This is a genomic window from Blautia sp. HCN-1074 (assembly GCF_037890165.1).
Taxonomy (GTDB): Bacteria; Bacillota; Clostridia; order Lachnospirales; family Lachnospiraceae; genus Blautia_A.
This window is the reverse complement of record NZ_JBBKBP010000018.1, coordinates 1-15,123: the sequence shown is the minus strand read 5'-3', so window position 1 is coordinate 15,123 and position 15,123 is coordinate 1. Positions and strand designations below refer to the sequence as shown.

16 protein-coding genes and 7 tRNA genes are annotated in these 15,123 nt (G+C 35.3%); 7 read left to right on the top strand and 16 right to left on the bottom strand.

The genetic code is table 11. From position 1 onward, the window contains the following. Window positions 1-89: 89 nt before the first annotated feature. The 5 genes from WKT11_RS13975 to WKT11_RS13955 form a co-directional block, all read right to left on the bottom strand. The gene (locus WKT11_RS13975) at window positions 90-1,037 is read right to left on the bottom strand and encodes a DMT family transporter (RefSeq protein WP_117676713.1); all 948 of its coding nucleotides are present in this window, start codon (window positions 1,035-1,037) and stop codon (window positions 90-92) included. A gap of 278 nt (window positions 1,038-1,315) precedes the next feature. Then, on the bottom strand, window positions 1,316-1,732 hold the full coding sequence (locus WKT11_RS13970; protein ID WP_025581012.1) for a PIN domain-containing protein: 417 nt from the start codon (window positions 1,730-1,732) through the stop codon (window positions 1,316-1,318). Then, on the bottom strand, window positions 1,716-1,967 hold the full coding sequence (locus tag WKT11_RS13965; protein WP_025581010.1) for a hypothetical protein: 252 nt from the start codon (window positions 1,965-1,967) through the stop codon (window positions 1,716-1,718). The genes WKT11_RS13970 and WKT11_RS13965 overlap by 17 nt, the downstream gene beginning before the upstream one ends. A gap of 560 nt (window positions 1,968-2,527) precedes the next feature. Next, window positions 2,528-2,941, bottom strand: a complete 414-nt coding sequence (locus tag WKT11_RS13960) for a DUF6075 family protein (RefSeq protein ID WP_243009631.1) — start codon at window positions 2,939-2,941, stop codon at window positions 2,528-2,530. A 27-nt stretch (window positions 2,942-2,968) separates the two neighbouring features. After that, entirely contained in the window at window positions 2,969-3,142 is a 174-nt protein-coding gene (locus WKT11_RS13955) for a hypothetical protein (protein WP_178760851.1), read from the bottom strand. 265 nt (window positions 3,143-3,407) lie between these two features. Here WKT11_RS13955 and WKT11_RS13950 point away from each other — a divergent pair, with 265 nt between their 5' ends. After that, on the top strand, window positions 3,408-3,869 hold the full coding sequence (locus WKT11_RS13950; RefSeq protein WP_117676711.1) for a hypothetical protein: 462 nt from the start codon (window positions 3,408-3,410) through the stop codon (window positions 3,867-3,869). A 352-nt stretch (window positions 3,870-4,221) separates the two neighbouring features. On the opposite strand, the gene WKT11_RS13945 is transcribed toward WKT11_RS13950, so the two are convergent. From WKT11_RS13945 to WKT11_RS13935, 3 genes are all read right to left on the bottom strand, one after another. Then, window positions 4,222-5,112, bottom strand: a complete 891-nt coding sequence (locus tag WKT11_RS13945; protein ID WP_118138110.1) for a hypothetical protein — start codon at window positions 5,110-5,112, stop codon at window positions 4,222-4,224. A 66-nt stretch (window positions 5,113-5,178) separates the two neighbouring features. Further along, window positions 5,179-5,544 carry a hypothetical protein gene (locus WKT11_RS13940; protein ID WP_118138108.1) on the bottom strand — a complete coding sequence of 122 codons (366 nt, stop codon included), beginning with the start codon at window positions 5,542-5,544 and terminating at the stop codon, window positions 5,179-5,181. A 282-nt stretch (window positions 5,545-5,826) separates the two neighbouring features. Next, the gene (locus tag WKT11_RS13935) at window positions 5,827-6,501 is read right to left on the bottom strand and encodes a hypothetical protein (protein ID WP_147348966.1); all 675 of its coding nucleotides are present in this window, start codon (window positions 6,499-6,501) and stop codon (window positions 5,827-5,829) included. 141 nt (window positions 6,502-6,642) lie between these two features. Between WKT11_RS13935 and WKT11_RS13930 the strand changes: the two genes are divergently transcribed. From WKT11_RS13930 to WKT11_RS13910, 5 genes are all read left to right on the top strand, one after another. Then, window positions 6,643-7,338, top strand: coding sequence for a hypothetical protein (locus WKT11_RS13930; protein ID WP_340285023.1), 696 nt, complete (start codon window positions 6,643-6,645; stop codon window positions 7,336-7,338). Between the two features lie 42 nt (window positions 7,339-7,380). Beyond that, window positions 7,381-7,776, top strand: coding sequence for a BlaI/MecI/CopY family transcriptional regulator (locus WKT11_RS13925; protein ID WP_340285021.1), 396 nt, complete (start codon window positions 7,381-7,383; stop codon window positions 7,774-7,776). A 27-nt stretch (window positions 7,777-7,803) separates the two neighbouring features. Further along, window positions 7,804-9,162 (top strand): M56 family metallopeptidase, encoded by a 1,359-nt coding sequence (locus tag WKT11_RS13920; RefSeq protein ID WP_117676706.1) that lies wholly within the window; start codon window positions 7,804-7,806, stop codon window positions 9,160-9,162. A gap of 438 nt (window positions 9,163-9,600) precedes the next feature. Next, entirely contained in the window at window positions 9,601-10,149 is a 549-nt protein-coding gene (locus WKT11_RS13915; protein WP_025581000.1) for an RNA polymerase sigma factor, read from the top strand. Beyond that, the gene (locus WKT11_RS13910) at window positions 10,146-10,934 is read left to right on the top strand and encodes a hypothetical protein (protein ID WP_117845279.1); all 789 of its coding nucleotides are present in this window, start codon (window positions 10,146-10,148) and stop codon (window positions 10,932-10,934) included. Before WKT11_RS13915 ends, WKT11_RS13910 begins: the two co-directional genes overlap by 4 nt. A 722-nt stretch (window positions 10,935-11,656) precedes the next feature. On the opposite strand, the gene WKT11_RS13905 is transcribed toward WKT11_RS13910, so the two are convergent. Beyond that, on the bottom strand, window positions 11,657-12,769 hold the full coding sequence (locus tag WKT11_RS13905) for a hypothetical protein (RefSeq protein ID WP_118609775.1): 1,113 nt from the start codon (window positions 12,767-12,769) through the stop codon (window positions 11,657-11,659). A 239-nt stretch (window positions 12,770-13,008) separates the two neighbouring features. On the opposite strand from WKT11_RS13905, the gene WKT11_RS13900 reads away from it, so the two are divergent. Continuing rightward, window positions 13,009-14,259: a tyrosine-type recombinase/integrase gene (locus WKT11_RS13900; protein WP_118138100.1), complete on the top strand. Its 1,251-nt coding sequence runs from the start codon at window positions 13,009-13,011 to the stop codon at window positions 14,257-14,259. 126 nt (window positions 14,260-14,385) lie between these two features. Here WKT11_RS13900 and WKT11_RS13895 read toward each other — a convergent pair. The 7 genes from WKT11_RS13895 to WKT11_RS13865 form a co-directional block, all read right to left on the bottom strand. Continuing rightward, window positions 14,386-14,472: transfer RNA gene (locus tag WKT11_RS13895), tRNA-Leu, on the bottom strand. Between the two features lie 3 nt (window positions 14,473-14,475). Then, window positions 14,476-14,548, bottom strand: a tRNA-Val gene (locus WKT11_RS13890). Window positions 14,549-14,586: 38 nt separating this feature from the next. Beyond that, window positions 14,587-14,660 (bottom strand) — tRNA-Asp (locus WKT11_RS13885). A gap of 15 nt (window positions 14,661-14,675) precedes the next feature. Beyond that, a tRNA-Ile gene (locus tag WKT11_RS13880) sits at window positions 14,676-14,749 on the bottom strand. 4 nt (window positions 14,750-14,753) lie between these two features. Further along, window positions 14,754-14,826 (bottom strand) — tRNA-Thr (locus WKT11_RS13875). A gap of 47 nt (window positions 14,827-14,873) precedes the next feature. Then, window positions 14,874-14,945: transfer RNA gene (locus WKT11_RS13870), tRNA-Glu, on the bottom strand. A gap of 37 nt (window positions 14,946-14,982) precedes the next feature. After that, window positions 14,983-15,055 (bottom strand) — tRNA-Asn (locus WKT11_RS13865). Between the last annotated feature and the right edge of the window lie 68 nt (window positions 15,056-15,123).

Below are 15,123 nucleotides of genomic sequence, written 5' to 3'. Positions count from 1 at the left end.
AGATGTTTTGTCTGCTTCATTTTTTTATACTTGTTTATGGGATATCGCTGAATTACATCTTCAAAACAACCCCTTTTGCTTACATGGTTTTATATTTCCCTTTTCGAGTCTTTTACCTTCGCATTGACAATATAAATTCCGGCACAAACCAGGATCAGAGCCACCAGACTTCCGATATTGAATGCCTGCTTTACCTCTCCAAGTATCAATGCGGACAATATCACACTGCACAACGGATTGACAAATCCAAAAATAGCAACTTTCGAGACATCGTTCCATGCAAGCAGAACCGACCAGAGTGTATAAGCCACCGCAGAAACCATTGCCAGATAAAAGATGATAGCCACACCTCCCACTGTAACATTTCCCAAATGACCTCCCATTCCGATACCAATCAATGTCAGGACAATCCCTCCCATCGTAAACTGGGTTCCGCTCAATACCACCGGAGAGACTTTTCTGGAAAAAAGATTGATCAGTACCGTAGAGATTCCATAGGAAAGCTGTGCAATCAGAATGAATCCTTCTCCTGTCAGCTTAAATCCCATATCAAGAGAATTTCCCATAAGATTAATTACTACAACTCCTGCAAATCCCAGTACACAGCCTGCAATTTTTCTCCCCGTCATACGTTCTTTTCGAAAAACCAGACAGGACAATAAAATTGCGATAAAATTTCCAAGCCCGGTAATGATAGCACCTTTAACTCCGGACGTATGCGCAACGCCTATATAAAAGAAAAAATACTGTCCTACTGTCTGAGCCAGACATACCGGCACAGCATATTTCAGGATTTCCCTGTCCGGGATCATAATCTTTTTCTCACGAACAGATGCAAAAATCAGAACCAGAATTCCCGCCAATGTAAATCTAATTCCGGCAAATACGATCTGACTGGCAGTGTCTGCGGAATCTACATTCATCAAGCTATATCCCGTCTTGATCACCGGAATTGCACTTCCCCATAAAATGCAGCATACACAGGCAAGAAGTGCTACGATTCCTGTTCTTGTTAACGTGTTTTGTTTTTGTGACATTACTTCGTTTCTCTCTTTCTGTTTATCTCTTATTATCTTTATTCTAACACAGATTCTCAGATAATTGTTGCCCTTTTATCGAAGCATGGAATTCACTTGATTCAAGTGTGTTCAAAACCTATAAGAAAAAAAATAAGAGAAACGTTGATTTTACAACGTTTCTCTCACTTAAAATCATGCCGCAGACCGGAATCGAACCGGAATTCAGGTCTGCAAACCTAGAAAAACAGGAGGGTTCAGCACACCTTCTTTTGAGTGTAATCAAAAGTGTAAGCAAATCAGCACTTTGTTTTTTCAAGAAACTGAGCCGGTTCCCATACCTGCATTTCTGCTGATGAATAATCCTTTACATTTCGAGTAATTATTCCATCCATCTCATTTAGTGCTGCTACTGAATACTGTACAGAATCCTCAAAATCGTTCCATTCCAATTCCAGTGCTTTTTGGATTTCTTCCTCCGAAACACCTGCCACGGACACAATCAAAAGCAGTTTTTTCAGAAGCTCTCTTACTGCTGCCTTATCTCTTAAATTCTTATATGCAATGTAGTAAATATCTGTAATTGCTGAAGCTGAAACAAATTCCTGAATATCATCTCTTGCCGATAACTTTAAAACTTCTATCGCTGTTTCGTAAAATGGAGATCGTTTCAACAACACATCCAATATTACATTTGTATCAATCAAGATTCTCATACTTTCCCAGCCTTTCAGCGCGATAATCCTCCAGTGTCATACCCGTGTCCCGAATAACTCCTACTAATGAATCCACTAAAGATTCTATATTGCCACTCTTCTTTAAATTCTCAGAAACTTTCTGTTCCTCAGCAGGTAATACAATGACTTCCACTCGCCTGTTACGCATAGTCTCTGGCAATGGAATCACAGACATCAATTTTTTTGCATCTACAATTTTACGAACAACTTCCATTATATATTACCCCTTTCATTACATATTATATTTCTTTCCTATTACTACTTACAGTATAGCATTCTCACAAAAAATATTCTATAAAATTTGTATAAAGAAAACTATGCGGTGCGTATATATCATATTATCTCTCTATTTATTTAGACTATATTAAGCTAATCTTGAACTAAATAATATTTCTAATATTTTTTACTCTTTCATCTTTCATAATTAATAAAAAGGAGCATGGTTTCTACCCACACTCCTCTGAAAATCCATTTATAAAGAGTTTTCTGCTGGTTGTCAGCCTCGGCATCCAGTTAAGATACCCATAACGACGTGGAAATCATTAAGTCCCCCACGTGGACTACAGCTTTATCCAAGCTGCCAGGCTCGATGTCCAGATAAAACATCTAATGAAATGGAAAGTTACCCTGCTCCATCTGCAACCCAACTTTTAACGATGCTCTTACATCGAGAACATTTCTATTCCTGCTTATAAGTATATTCAATTCAGCGAAAAAAGCAACTCTTTTATACCTCTTTGTGACAATACTCACATTTTATCCACGACCAAATAATCATAAGCAATATTCCGGATATCTTAATTTAATCGCTTCCAAAAAATATTTAGCATATTCGCAGCAGAAAATCTGTCCTACTGTGTATTCTCTACATTCTGCCAACTTAGAATCCACATCCTCCATATCATTTACACTCGGTGTTCCTTCACAATATAGACAAAATGCTAATCTTACAATTCTAATACTCCCGCTCGTCTGCCAGTCTTCACAAAGACATTCTGTTTTAATGCATCCTGTTGCAAAATCATAAATACTGTCTATATTCCTTCGCGTAGTCTCGCTAATTCCCAGACAATATATCAGGGCATGATGATACACCTCCTCATATCTGCATCTTACAATATTATCCAAGAAAAATTTTTCATGTTCGTCATCCACAAATTGTACTTCTTTTAACATTTTGCCTTTCATTCCTATACCCTTCCTTTCCATATAACATTACACAGCATCTTTTTTCTCCACTTCCATATAGATTCTTCCATAATCACTTGCCCCTCCTCTATTGGCATAGAAATCTGACAGGGACAAAATTCTAACATCATTAATATGACTAATGTTTTCAATTATGATCTTTATATCTTCTCTTTCCCCCATTAATCTGATTTTAATCATTTCCACATTTCTCAACTTTCTTTTTAAAAAGCTGCATCATCAAAGATACAGCTTTCTTTCAATCTACAATACATTTTCTACAGATACATTTGCTCTAACTGCTTTTTTTCAGAATTATATTTATATACATATTTGCTCAAGAGCCCCTCTGTCATCATACTTCTGGTACACTTTAATCGCCATAACAAATCCCTTGGTTGAATACCGTCTACCGAATGTATCATTGCACCATTACATGCAGCTACTTCATCAAGGCGTTGATTTAATGTTTATAAAAGAGCCACATATCAACACCGAATATTATAAACGCATGCAAAATCGAAAATATGAGATAGCTCATACTGGTAAAAAATCTATAGATAATCTAATCCAATCTGTATTAGATGCCATCACCGTATTTCAAGACGAAGAAACTCTCGAAAAAATACGCATCGCATTTCAACAATCCGAAAAGGAAGTTACAGATCTGCACCAACGTATTTCAGAAGGAATTAAGATTGTCCAACGTGATAATCCGTTTCTTCCCCCTGCCAAGCAAAAACAGATTGGTCAGGTCAAAGGTAGCCGATTGACCACAAAAAAATCCAAAGCGATGAAACCACTTATCAAAAAAATGTCCAAAGCCTTTGACGGAAATATGTGTGACCGAGAAATTATAGATATCCTCGCAATTTCGCGAAACACATTTTATAAATATAAAAATGAATTATTTTCCGAACTCTCATAACACCAAAAAAGAGACTGCATTTAAAAATTAATGAAGCCGTCTCTTTCTACATTATGTAAATATACAGTCGCCTACCAAAAAGTGAATTCGAATTCACTTTTTTGGCTTATATTTTATTTTCCGGGGGCTAATCCACGGGACCATCATATTTTTTCGCGTAATGCAAAAATCTTAAAACTCTCCTGGTGTCTGGAAGAAAAATACACCAGGAGATAAAACGAAAGGATTGACACCTCGAAGTGAGTACAAGAGCGCATTACTCTAAGTGAGTTTCTCTCGATGCACTCCCATGTGTCATAATTATTATATCCTGTTATATACATTCCCAGTTCTGACACGGAAAAATCAATGCCTAACGTTCCGGTTCCCATTCCGCAAAATTTTCCGCCCGATCTGAAACATCATAACTAATCTGTTCCGTTATGTCTGCATTCCTCTGTCGTTCCTGCTCCTGATGATAATCATTATAATCATCTAACAATCCAACCATATTAAGATATCTATTAACCTCTAACAATTTTTCTCTCAAATACAAATGTTCATCCTGGTATATATCACGACTTTCTGCTAATTTCTGATTTTTCTCTGCCAGCCTCTCTATCTGCTGCTGGTATTTTGCCAATTCTCTACGGTATGTATCAGCAATCTGATGGTCAGACAACAACAACTTGTACTCATCTTCCGGAACACTATAATTACCACTCACAATAGAACGACGATGAGGTACCTCTTCTCTACTCGTACCCTTGATTATAGTAGTTGCCTGTATAAGTTGATTATGTTGATTTTGCAGTTCTCTGTAAGAATCCTGTAGACTCCCATACTCCTGTTTCAACTTTTCATAAACATCTATCGCTCTTCTGGCATTACTAAGCTGCTGCCGGAGCATGGTATATTCCTGTCTATCTGCAGATAATGCATTTTGGACATCATCAAGGGCCTGTTTTCCTGTCTTAAGGTCATTCGCATTTTGGTCTAATTCTATATGCTGACGCGAAATTTCCTGCGTAAGCTTGTATATCTCCGTATCCAGGTGATGTCTCTTCTCACCATCCGGATGATAGATATCAATGCCATGATCCCGGGCAATACGTTCCAGTTCTTGTCGTTCGCGCTTCTCCCATAAAATTTGAGCAGTCTGTCTGCCTTCTTTGAAGAATCCCTGTTCGCCCAACGCCCGTACCAGTCCGTTTTGGATACACATCCCTCTGGTATATCCATGTGCCACTGGGATATAGTCCATATGCAGGTGGACTGTAGACTCATCCCGATGCAGATATGCCCCACACAGAAAAAGATTAGGATTACGCTACTGCCAATTATTATAATATTCTCGGAGACAGGCAATCTCATTGTCTGCCGACAAGCCGGTGTCATTCTTATCTCCAATCTGGATAATCAGCTCATAGGCGGTATGTTTCTTAGCTGATTTCCTAATCTGATTGTAATAATCTCTAATCTTCCTCTCTGGTCTTGACTGACGACGATTGTAATCATCGACTGCAGTCTGGAAAATCTGCTTATAGGCTTCTCGGACAGGAATATCTATCCATGTCTCATTATGATGAACAAGATCCTGCTGTATATGTGGCATCTGACCGGTTGTTCTGGGATTACGCCGGTTATGCTCTCGATTTGCTGCGCTGCCATTATGCACACTCACAGTCTTAGGCATATAGTCACTCTCTCCTTCCCTGCTTCCTCCCGACCGTATCCTCTCTCCAGAGTTCGGTCTCCCAATTCAATGTTTTCTCTGTCAAAAGTAGTAACCCAATACGACTAATGGCAAGCCATTAGTCGCTCAAATCCGGCAGTTACAATCCAAAGAGTCCACTACTTTTCACGCTTAACAATATGCCAAGAATTTACCCAAAAGAAAAAAGCCCTGAAACTGTAAAAGTTCCAAGACCTTTTTCATATATTTTACTCTATTAATGTGTGTTCTTTTCCTAATATATTATTCAACCTTATAATATCCATACTGCTTTGCAAGCTTAACCTTTCCATCTTTCGTTTTCGTTAAGCCGAACACTTTAATTTCATCACCTGGATGCCACCGCTCATCCTTCTTGATTTTTACTTTAATATCATCATTATTTTGATCTGTAAAAATCAAGTAGGATTTTGATACTTTATTTACCTTACCTTCTAACAAGTTTACTTTTTCCTGACTTACAACAGTCCATGGATCGTCTGGTTGTTCTTTGTTATATTTGTATACAGTTGGCATACTTCCACTGAAAAGAAGAATTGTATATGGATTATCAACGTCTTCTTTTATTGACTGATTATCCACATAAATATTTCCCGGATTTACTCCCTCCATCTCATCTGGAGCATCAGCAATATCAGCAGTTCCATCACTGGCTGTACGATCAGGTTCAACATAATCATCTACTTCGTAAAATTCATGATTTTCTTTGTCGTAACCATAATAAGTAGTTTCCTGAGTTTCAAAGTCATAGTGAATAACATATCCATCATTCGGATCATCCTGAGCATAGCATGCAGATGAAATCATCAAGGCACTTATAGTCAACCCTACAACTGCTGTAATTTTTTTATGTTGTCTCAACATAAAATCACCTCTTTCTAAATTTGGCAGTTTGTTAAAATATTCCTTTCGCTGCAAAAAAACTGATAGTACTACTTTTATACTTGTTTCTGTTTGGTTATAGAATATCATTATTCTACAATGATGTCAATAAAATTATTCTACATTCATGTAATATATTTATTGACATTTCATGTACATTTATATACTATACTATAAATGGGTAAATCGAAATTTAGCTATAAGAAGGTGATTGTTATAAAACTTAATCGTTTTGAAGTTGTGTCAGGAAAATATATCGAAGAAATTTCAGGTCAATCTCGTATCGGATATTCAATGAGTAATACAACAGACTTTTATGATATGATTGAATGGTCAAAAAAAGGTGGGTATCAAGGTTCAATTATTTCTTTTTATGATTACAATAATGGTAAAATTTATGAACCATTTCAAAAACAGAGGAATGTATTATATGGCCCACCTGTTTATTTAAAGAATTTTTTTTGGTTTTTACAAGGAGATTATAATAGTGGGAAAATTACTCTCTTCAGATATCTTCCAGATAAAATTCCAGAGTTGATTATACAATTTAATATAGCGGATGTAGACCTTTATAATCTGCGTATTATCGGAGAGGATATTTACATTACAAGTGAAGATGATGAGTTTGTCAGCTACTATCCAGAAAGTTTTAGATTTCCCACAACTCTTAATGAGAGTGTACGTATGATAGTAGACGGAAAAGTGTATCTCTCTGCCTGGGTAGAAGAAGGCTGGGACGATGATAACAATTGTGTAACCGAAGAATATAAATATTATGAAAAAATGATTGTAAGAGATTTTAAGGGAAATGTATTATCAGAAACGATTGGTTCCTTACAGCAACACCCAGATGGAACATGGTGGATATCATAGAAATATAATGAAAATAAAATATTAATTGATTGGAGGAATCTTATGAGTGATACATACTATGATTTATCGAAAATGGAATATAATCTAATGAAATATTTTTGGAACACCAATGCTCCTGTTTCTTTTTCTGAAGTGGAAAAATATTGTAATACGGAATTACATTATGGTTGGGCTCAACCAACTTTACACACTTATTTAACTCGTCTTGTGAAAAAAGGGATTCTTCATTCGGAAGGAAAGGGCTATAAGTGTAAACGTTCCTATTATCCTGAACTTACGGAACAGGAATTAGCACATAAATATGCTACAGATTTTGTAGATAATACTTTCAATGGTTCTATTTCAGATCTGCTGGTTTCATTAACGTACAACACAAAATTGTCAGAGTCAGATATTGAAGAACTGAAAAATATTATTAACAATAATACTTGCGATTAATACTCTGCCAAGAATGAGGTGTGGATTATGAAGAGCCTGATTTTATTATTAATTGCCATGTCTGCCGCCGGAACCTTTCCTTTTATTATTTATATAGCATTATCTACCATTTTTGATAATTATATTTCAGCCAGGTTTCGATATAGATGTTTAAAATATTGTCTGCTTCTTTGTTTAGTTCCTTTTCCACTGTTGAAGTATTTTATTTATCATCGGTATTTTAGTACTCCAAAGCCTTTAAATGGAAATGTTGTAATTTCTTTAACCGGAAAAATCGTTCAGACATCTACTGGATTTTATTTAAATTCCGTGGGATCTTTACAGAAAATATTTATAGGATTATGGATTTGTTCCTTAAGTATAATAATTTTTTATAAGGCAATCAATTTTTCCAGATTTCACCGAAAAATTTCACAAAATGTGTTGTCAGATCCTGAAATCATAAAAATCGTAGAAATGTTATCACAGGAAATGCAGTTACAGCACAAAGTTACAGTATATGAGAATAGTTTAGCATCTTCTCCATTTACATATGGTACTTTTCATCCATCTATTGTTTTAACCTCATTATCGGATAAAAATAACTTACCTTTAATCATTCGACATGAGTTGCAACACATAAAATCACACGATTTTCTTTTTCGGCAGTTGGCTTTTCTGGTACTGATGCTACATTGCTATAACCCTTTTGTATACTTTTTCTTTCGCGAGGTAATAGAGGTACAGGAACTTGCTTGTGATGAAAATGTAATGAAATATCTTTCCAGAGAAGAACAAAGATGTTATGGATATCTGTTAATTATGACCGCCGCAAAGGAACGTTCAGAAGTGAAATCCAGAATCACATTAATGTTTTCAAAAAACAACCGTATTTTTCTTAAAAGAAGAGTAAAAAGAATCGGTATTTTTGTTAAACCTAAAATTGCTTTAAATGTATCAATTATTATCTTTATGATAAGTATTTCCTGTATTCCAGTGTTTGCGTACAATCCTCCTACTGCAGATTTACGTTCTGTTCCATGGACCGGTTTTTTTGATCCTGCCGAAGGAGCTCAGGTATCTGTTTTTGATAATGGGAATGAAATAGAATGTATTACGTTTGAAGACGAAAGCAGTATGATTCTTTCTGACGAAATATATTTCAAAGATACAGAGAACTATTTTATTACAGATAATGGGGATATTATAATTATTGAACCAGGAGATATTCAAACTTATGCTGGCTGTTCTCATATCTTTGTAAACGGTAAGCATAAAAATCATTCTCGTAATAAAAATGGAGGGTGTACTGTAAAAACATATAAAGGAAAAATTTGTACAAAGTGTAATTACACTAAAGATTTTTCACTTGACAGCACCGTAACATATTCACCTTGTCCACATTAACCAATATATTAGCTATAGATTTTCCATTCCACAAAGGACACATAGACGAATTTTCTTAGCATTAATTATAGAATATTTCTGACATGGACTATGTAATATCCGCGGAAAGCCCAAGCTGCAGTATTGCTTCCCAACAGGACGAAACAGGAGAACTGAACCGCACAAGTAATTCTTTTTTTACGGTCAAGTACTCTGCCTATAAACATACAGAGTACTATCGACAGACAGAAAATTCACCCATATTCTATTTTACTAAAGGGGCTGTCGGTTAATTGAACTGCTCCCTCCTAAGTGACAAGTTTTTATTATTTCACTTGTTTACCTAGAAGGGTACATATTCATTAACCGATAGCCCCTTTCCTTTAATAAAAAAAATTTTAAAGTATTTGCAAGAATCCAAACTGAAATCCGTACTTATATAGTGAAAGGAGGAAATGAATGGAAGACAGAAAAATCATTGAGCTATATAATTATAGATCTGAAAATGCATTGATAGAAACAGATAAAAAGTATGGAAAAATTGTAACTTTTTTAATCTGTAAATTAATAAAGAATACTTTAGATGTTGAAGAATGTAGAAATGATACATATTTAGGAGCCTGGATGACAATTCCGCCTATAATACCGGATAATTTGAAAGCTTATCTTTTAAAGATTGCAAGGAATCAAGCATTAAAAAAATATGAATATATTCATGCTGCCAAAAGAGATATAGATAAGTGTGTGCCGTATGAGGAGCTAAGTAATTATTTAGCAAAAGAGTATATGGATGATTGGAGGGAGAATGAATTAAAAGAACAAATTGATATTTTCATGACATCTTTATCAAAATCTCACCGTCAGATTTTTATATTGAGATATTGGTATTTCATGCCGGTAAAAGAAATTGCAAAATGCACTAATATGAGCATAAGTAAAGTGGAATCCATTTTATTTAGAACAAGGAAAAAGTTAAAAAAACAATTAACGGAAAGGAAATATTTATGAAGACAAATATTTTTTATGCAATGAATGAGATAGATGATAAATACATCTTGGAAGCAGCACAATGTTTGGAACATAAAAACACAGGTAGAAATTATCGGTTAAATAGGGACAAATGTCTCAATAATAAATGGATGACTCATATTGTGGCTGCAATACTGATTATTGTATTTGTTTTTACAACGGGCAGTATTATTAATGCGACTACACATGGAAAAATAGTTCAATGGATCACTCAGTTGTTTGGAGCTGAAATAGTTACAAGAGAAAATAGATCATTAATCGGAAAAGAAATAAATGATAATTCTGTTCCGGAAGTTACTTATAGTGGAGAAAGATGTATAAAACAAATAGATAAAAACCCTATAGATAACAGTAACATTATAAAAGGTGTTGCAAATGAAAATATTGTTTTACCTTCATCTATTTCTGAATTTGAAGTAAAAAATGAAGTGACGCCTGAAATTATTATGACTAATGGAAGCATGGCAGTATTTTATGTGAATAATTACAAAGGATGGAATTGCAAAGAAGGCGATACTTTAACATTTTCTTTTGAAAAATATAAATCAGAAACAGTTCAAAAACAGACATTTGTTATAGGTTATATCCGTGATGGAATTATGTATGAAGGGGAGAGCATGAGAAATATAGTCGGAAGTTACACATTAACTATCAAAGAGGATGGTGAATACAATTTATATATTATTAGTTCAACTTCTGATTATTTGACAATAAAACAAGGCATTATTAATCATGAAAGAAAGAAAGAAGGAAGATTGAAGTGAAGAAAAAAAAGATTCGTAGATGCATATTTGCACTATGGTGTATATTAGCCATTATTTTTCTTATAGCTGTAAATATATATAATGGAAATGAAAAAGCGGAGAATGTTATTTCGGATCTGGTACGAATATACATAGGTGCATCATTTATAATAATAGGAATAATATATAAATTAGGTAAAAATAAATAATGGAAATTTTCAAAAGGGCCGCCCTGAAAACTCGTTTGTAAAAAATAGCGACTGTCTTATCACTTTTGGAGCACTACAACATATACCCCTTGTTCACATTAACAAATATATTAGCTATAGATTTCCCATTCCATACAGAACACATAGACGAATTTTCTTAGCACTAATTATGGAATATTTCTGACATGAACTATGTAGTTTCCCAGTTCTCCTGTATGTCCGCGGAAAGCCCAAACTGCAGTATTGCTTTCCAACAGAATGGCACAGGAGAACTGGAGCCACACAAGTATTTCTATTTACAAGGTCGAGTGCTCTGTTTATAAATATACAGAGTACTATCGACAAGCAAAAATACATCCTCTATATTCAATTCTGTCAAAAAAAGTGAATTCGATTCACTTTTTTATCCACACTTTGTATGCCGGTACAATATTATCTCTTACCTCGATCATCTCTTAAAGCTCTTGTATCTCCTATGTTTCAATCCACTTTTTTAGAAAAAACACTATGCAGAATCTACCCTTTGTTATATAGCTATTTTGTCAGTAATTTATTTTCAATCTCAGATAATTTTTCACTGTCTCCATCATCTAATGTGGGACATTTTTCTCTGCAAACTGTCTGAAATTGTTTTTTCGCGTTATATTTGCACTGTTTACTTAACAATTTTAAGCAATCCAGTTGAGAGATAATCTCATCAACATCCAATACCAATGGTATTCCATTAGACAACTCAGTATCACACACCTCTAACAAAACATCCCTAACCCAAGTATGACTACCTGGCTTATAATGTTGTCTCAAAATCTTGCGAATCTCTCTATCCCTTTTTTCACGATATTTCTCGTATTCTAAAATAAAATTTTGCTCTATGAAACTATTAAAATAATTATTTATCACGCTATCTGTAACATTATATACACCATTATCTCCTAACACTTCTTGTATTTTAGATCCATTTAAAGTTATTTCGCATCTTAGGAAATTATGGCATACTGTTATCTTGTACCGCTCTAATTGCTTGGTTTTATCATATATTTTTATTTCTAACCGTTTTTCCTTGCCCCTTGATATTTTCGCATATGTCTCCGGAAACATCTTATAATCTGATGCCTTATATGGATGCAAACTCTCACTCATATATTCTACCTCTCTAAGCCGTAACCTGTTTGGCAATAGATACATCATTAATCTTATCGTTCGTACATATTCAGAGAATTTGTGATTAATGACAATTGTTTTATTAATTTCTATGCTTTTATACTTGCACTCACCCATATTAACAATGATGCCATACTCATCCTTTAAATAAATTTTTGCTTCTTTCAATTTTTCTACATATTCTATTGTTGTAAAGCAATTAAGGTTGTGATAGACTGCGTCATCAACTGACATCTCCATTCTGCCATATGGATGTCCATCTTTTCCCACCTCATATAGAAAGCTATCAAAATACTTTGTCTTTTTTATCCTGATACTGCTGATATACTGTCCTGGTCCTGCAATCTCAATATAATTTTTCTGTTTTTCTTTGACAATTATAATTCCTGCTTCCAACAGATAATCATAATTTTCTACTTTACTTATCTGAAAATTATATACACATATCTTATCCAGCAATGCTACATTGTCTCTTTTCAGCTCCATATTTTATCACTCCTATCTTCAGAATCTGAAGATAAAATGAAAAATTCTTATATTTTTGTAGCTGGATTAAGATGAGGACACTTTTATTTATTTTTCACTATACACATTGCTCACACTCTTTCATTTTTTTCTAAATTCATCATATTACCTCCATCAAAATAAGAATGGAGGTATCCAAATTGAATTCACAATCTTACTCCCCATAAAATACAATAACTGCTCAAAGCGCATTAACACTATTGGCAGAAGCCAGCAAGTATGGTATAGTCGATATCGAAGGTGTGCTGAAAGAAATTGAAATGAAAAAAAATAAAGAAATTATTGAGCAACATCCCTATGCCATCACACAGGGTGCTAATGGACGGTGGTATACATACGTAGCAGACCCCAATGCCAAGCATGGACGCAGACAGATTGCAAAATCGACCAAACAAAAAGTTCTGGATGCTATTATTTCAGACTATCATCAACACCATAACGAAGATGACGTAAAAGAAATTACATTAGAAGAACTTTATAAAAATTGGATGATCTGGCGTCGTAATACAGGCACTGCCGCCAAAACGATTAAAGAAAATTATAATGACTGGCACCGATTCCTGGAATCAAATGTAATAGCCCAGAAAAAAGTAGCAAAAATTGATATGTTTGATCTGGAAAATTTTTTCCTCGAAATCACCAAGAATCATGCCATTACGTACAAGTGTTTAACAAATGTCAAAAGTCTGCTTAATGGCATTTTTAAGTATGGTATCCGATTAAGAGTAATTAATGATTCTCCGATGCATACAGTTGACTTCAAACAGTTTCAAACTCGCTGCAAGCCTCAGAAACCACCCAAAGGCAATTATACACTTGTAGAGCGAAAAGAAATTTTAGATTTTCTAAATAAAAAAAATGATATAGATATATACGATCTAGCTATCGAATTGTGCTTCTATTTGTGCTTACGCATCGGCGAATTAATTGGCATTAAGAAGTGTGATATCAAAGATAATAGAATCTATATTTCAAGATCTATTAGAAAAGAGCAAATTATGAATGATGATTTGACCTTTAGCCCTGTTCAATACAGCACTGAAGAGAGAATTAAAGGTAACAAAACACAAGGATTTCGGAGTATTCCTCTTACTCCGCAGGCACAGGAAATTATCACTAAAACATTGAAATTAAATCCTGATGGTGATTTTCTTTTTATGAAAGATGGACAGCCCATTTATGCTGATTCTTTTAACGAACATCTTAAAAATAAAGTATGCAAACCATTGAATATTCCTTATCGTTCCAGTCATCAGATCAGATTTACGATTACAACTATGCTTTACGAAGCTGGCGTTCCACTCAATCAGTTATCTACCATGCTAGGACATTCTGAAACGCGCACTACGTTACATTATATTCGGCAGCAGTCTGTTGATCCAAAATCAAGCACAATTATGATTAATACTTTGGACACAGATCTTTCAGACAGCAATCCGGCTAATCCATAATAAAAAATCCCCTGCTCAAATTGCGACAAACAATGAGCAGGGGAAAATAAAAGTGTAATCAAAATATTTAATAACGAAAAATGCGAGAAACATTGAAAAATCAACATTTCTCGCATCTCATAATCATGCCGCAGACCGGAATCGAACCGGTACGGGAGTATAAGTCCCGCAGGATTTTAAGTCCTGTGCGTCTGCCAGTTCCGCCACTGCGGCATATGGAACCTATAGGGCTCGAACCTATGACCCTCTGCTTGTAAGGCAGATGCTCTCCCAGCTGAGCTAAGATTCCATGACGCAATTAGTAAATATTCGTCAGCCAATTGCTAACGACCCAGAAGAGACTCGAACTCTCGACCTCCGCCGTGACAGGGCGGCGCTCTAACCAACTGAGCCACTGGGCCAAAATAATTGAAAAGTGGACCTTCGGGGACTCGAACCCAGGACCGACCGGTTATGAGCCGGTTGCTCTAACCAACTGAGCTAAAGGTCCAAAAAGCCGATGATCGGACTCGAACCGATAACCTGCTGATTACAAATCAGCTGCTCTGCCAATTGAGCCACATCGGCATGTTGTAACAGAATCAAGCCTCAAAAATCACATTTCATTATTTAAATGACTCCAAGGGGATTTGAACCCCTGTTACCGCCGTGAAAGGGCGGTGTCTTAACCGCTTGACCATGGAGCCAATTATTAAATTTAATCGGAACACTCGTTTCCGAGAGCTCCCCCTGTTGGACTCGAACCAACGACACTGCGGTTAACAGCCGCATGCTCTACCGACTGAGCTAAGGAGGAATAAAGGTTTGCACCTTCAAAACTACATACATGTTGACATTTCCCTGAGATCATTCTTCCTGCGATTC

What these genes read in the sequence shown, in the direction of transcription:
- WKT11_RS13975 (WP_117676713.1), bottom strand. Translation starts at nt 1,037, where the DNA reads ATGTCACAAAAACAAAACACGTTAACAAGAACAGGAATCGTAGCACTT.
- WKT11_RS13970 (WP_025581012.1), bottom strand. Translation starts at nt 1,732, where the DNA reads ATGAGAATCTTGATTGATACAAATGTAATATTGGATGTGTTGTTGAAA.
- WKT11_RS13965 (WP_025581010.1), bottom strand. Translation starts at nt 1,967, where the DNA reads ATGGAAGTTGTTCGTAAAATTGTAGATGCAAAAAAATTGATGTCTGTG.
- WKT11_RS13960 (WP_243009631.1), bottom strand. Translation starts at nt 2,941, where the DNA reads ATGAAAGGCAAAATGTTAAAAGAAGTACAATTTGTGGATGACGAACAT.
- WKT11_RS13955 (WP_178760851.1), bottom strand. Translation starts at nt 3,142, where the DNA reads ATGATTAAAATCAGATTAATGGGGGAAAGAGAAGATATAAAGATCATA.
- WKT11_RS13950 (WP_117676711.1), top strand. Translation starts at nt 3,408, where the DNA reads ATGTTTATAAAAGAGCCACATATCAACACCGAATATTATAAACGCATG.
- WKT11_RS13945 (WP_118138110.1), bottom strand. Translation starts at nt 5,112, where the DNA reads ATGGACTATATCCCAGTGGCACATGGATATACCAGAGGGATGTGTATC.
- WKT11_RS13940 (WP_118138108.1), bottom strand. Translation starts at nt 5,544, where the DNA reads ATGCCTAAGACTGTGAGTGTGCATAATGGCAGCGCAGCAAATCGAGAG.
- WKT11_RS13930 (WP_340285023.1), top strand. Translation starts at nt 6,643, where the DNA reads ATGGGTAAATCGAAATTTAGCTATAAGAAGGTGATTGTTATAAAACTT.
- WKT11_RS13925 (WP_340285021.1), top strand. Translation starts at nt 7,381, where the DNA reads ATGAGTGATACATACTATGATTTATCGAAAATGGAATATAATCTAATG.
- WKT11_RS13920 (WP_117676706.1), top strand. Translation starts at nt 7,804, where the DNA reads ATGAAGAGCCTGATTTTATTATTAATTGCCATGTCTGCCGCCGGAACC.
- WKT11_RS13915 (WP_025581000.1), top strand. Translation starts at nt 9,601, where the DNA reads ATGGAAGACAGAAAAATCATTGAGCTATATAATTATAGATCTGAAAAT.
- WKT11_RS13910 (WP_117845279.1), top strand. Translation starts at nt 10,146, where the DNA reads ATGAAGACAAATATTTTTTATGCAATGAATGAGATAGATGATAAATAC.
- WKT11_RS13905 (WP_118609775.1), bottom strand. Translation starts at nt 12,769, where the DNA reads ATGGAGCTGAAAAGAGACAATGTAGCATTGCTGGATAAGATATGTGTA.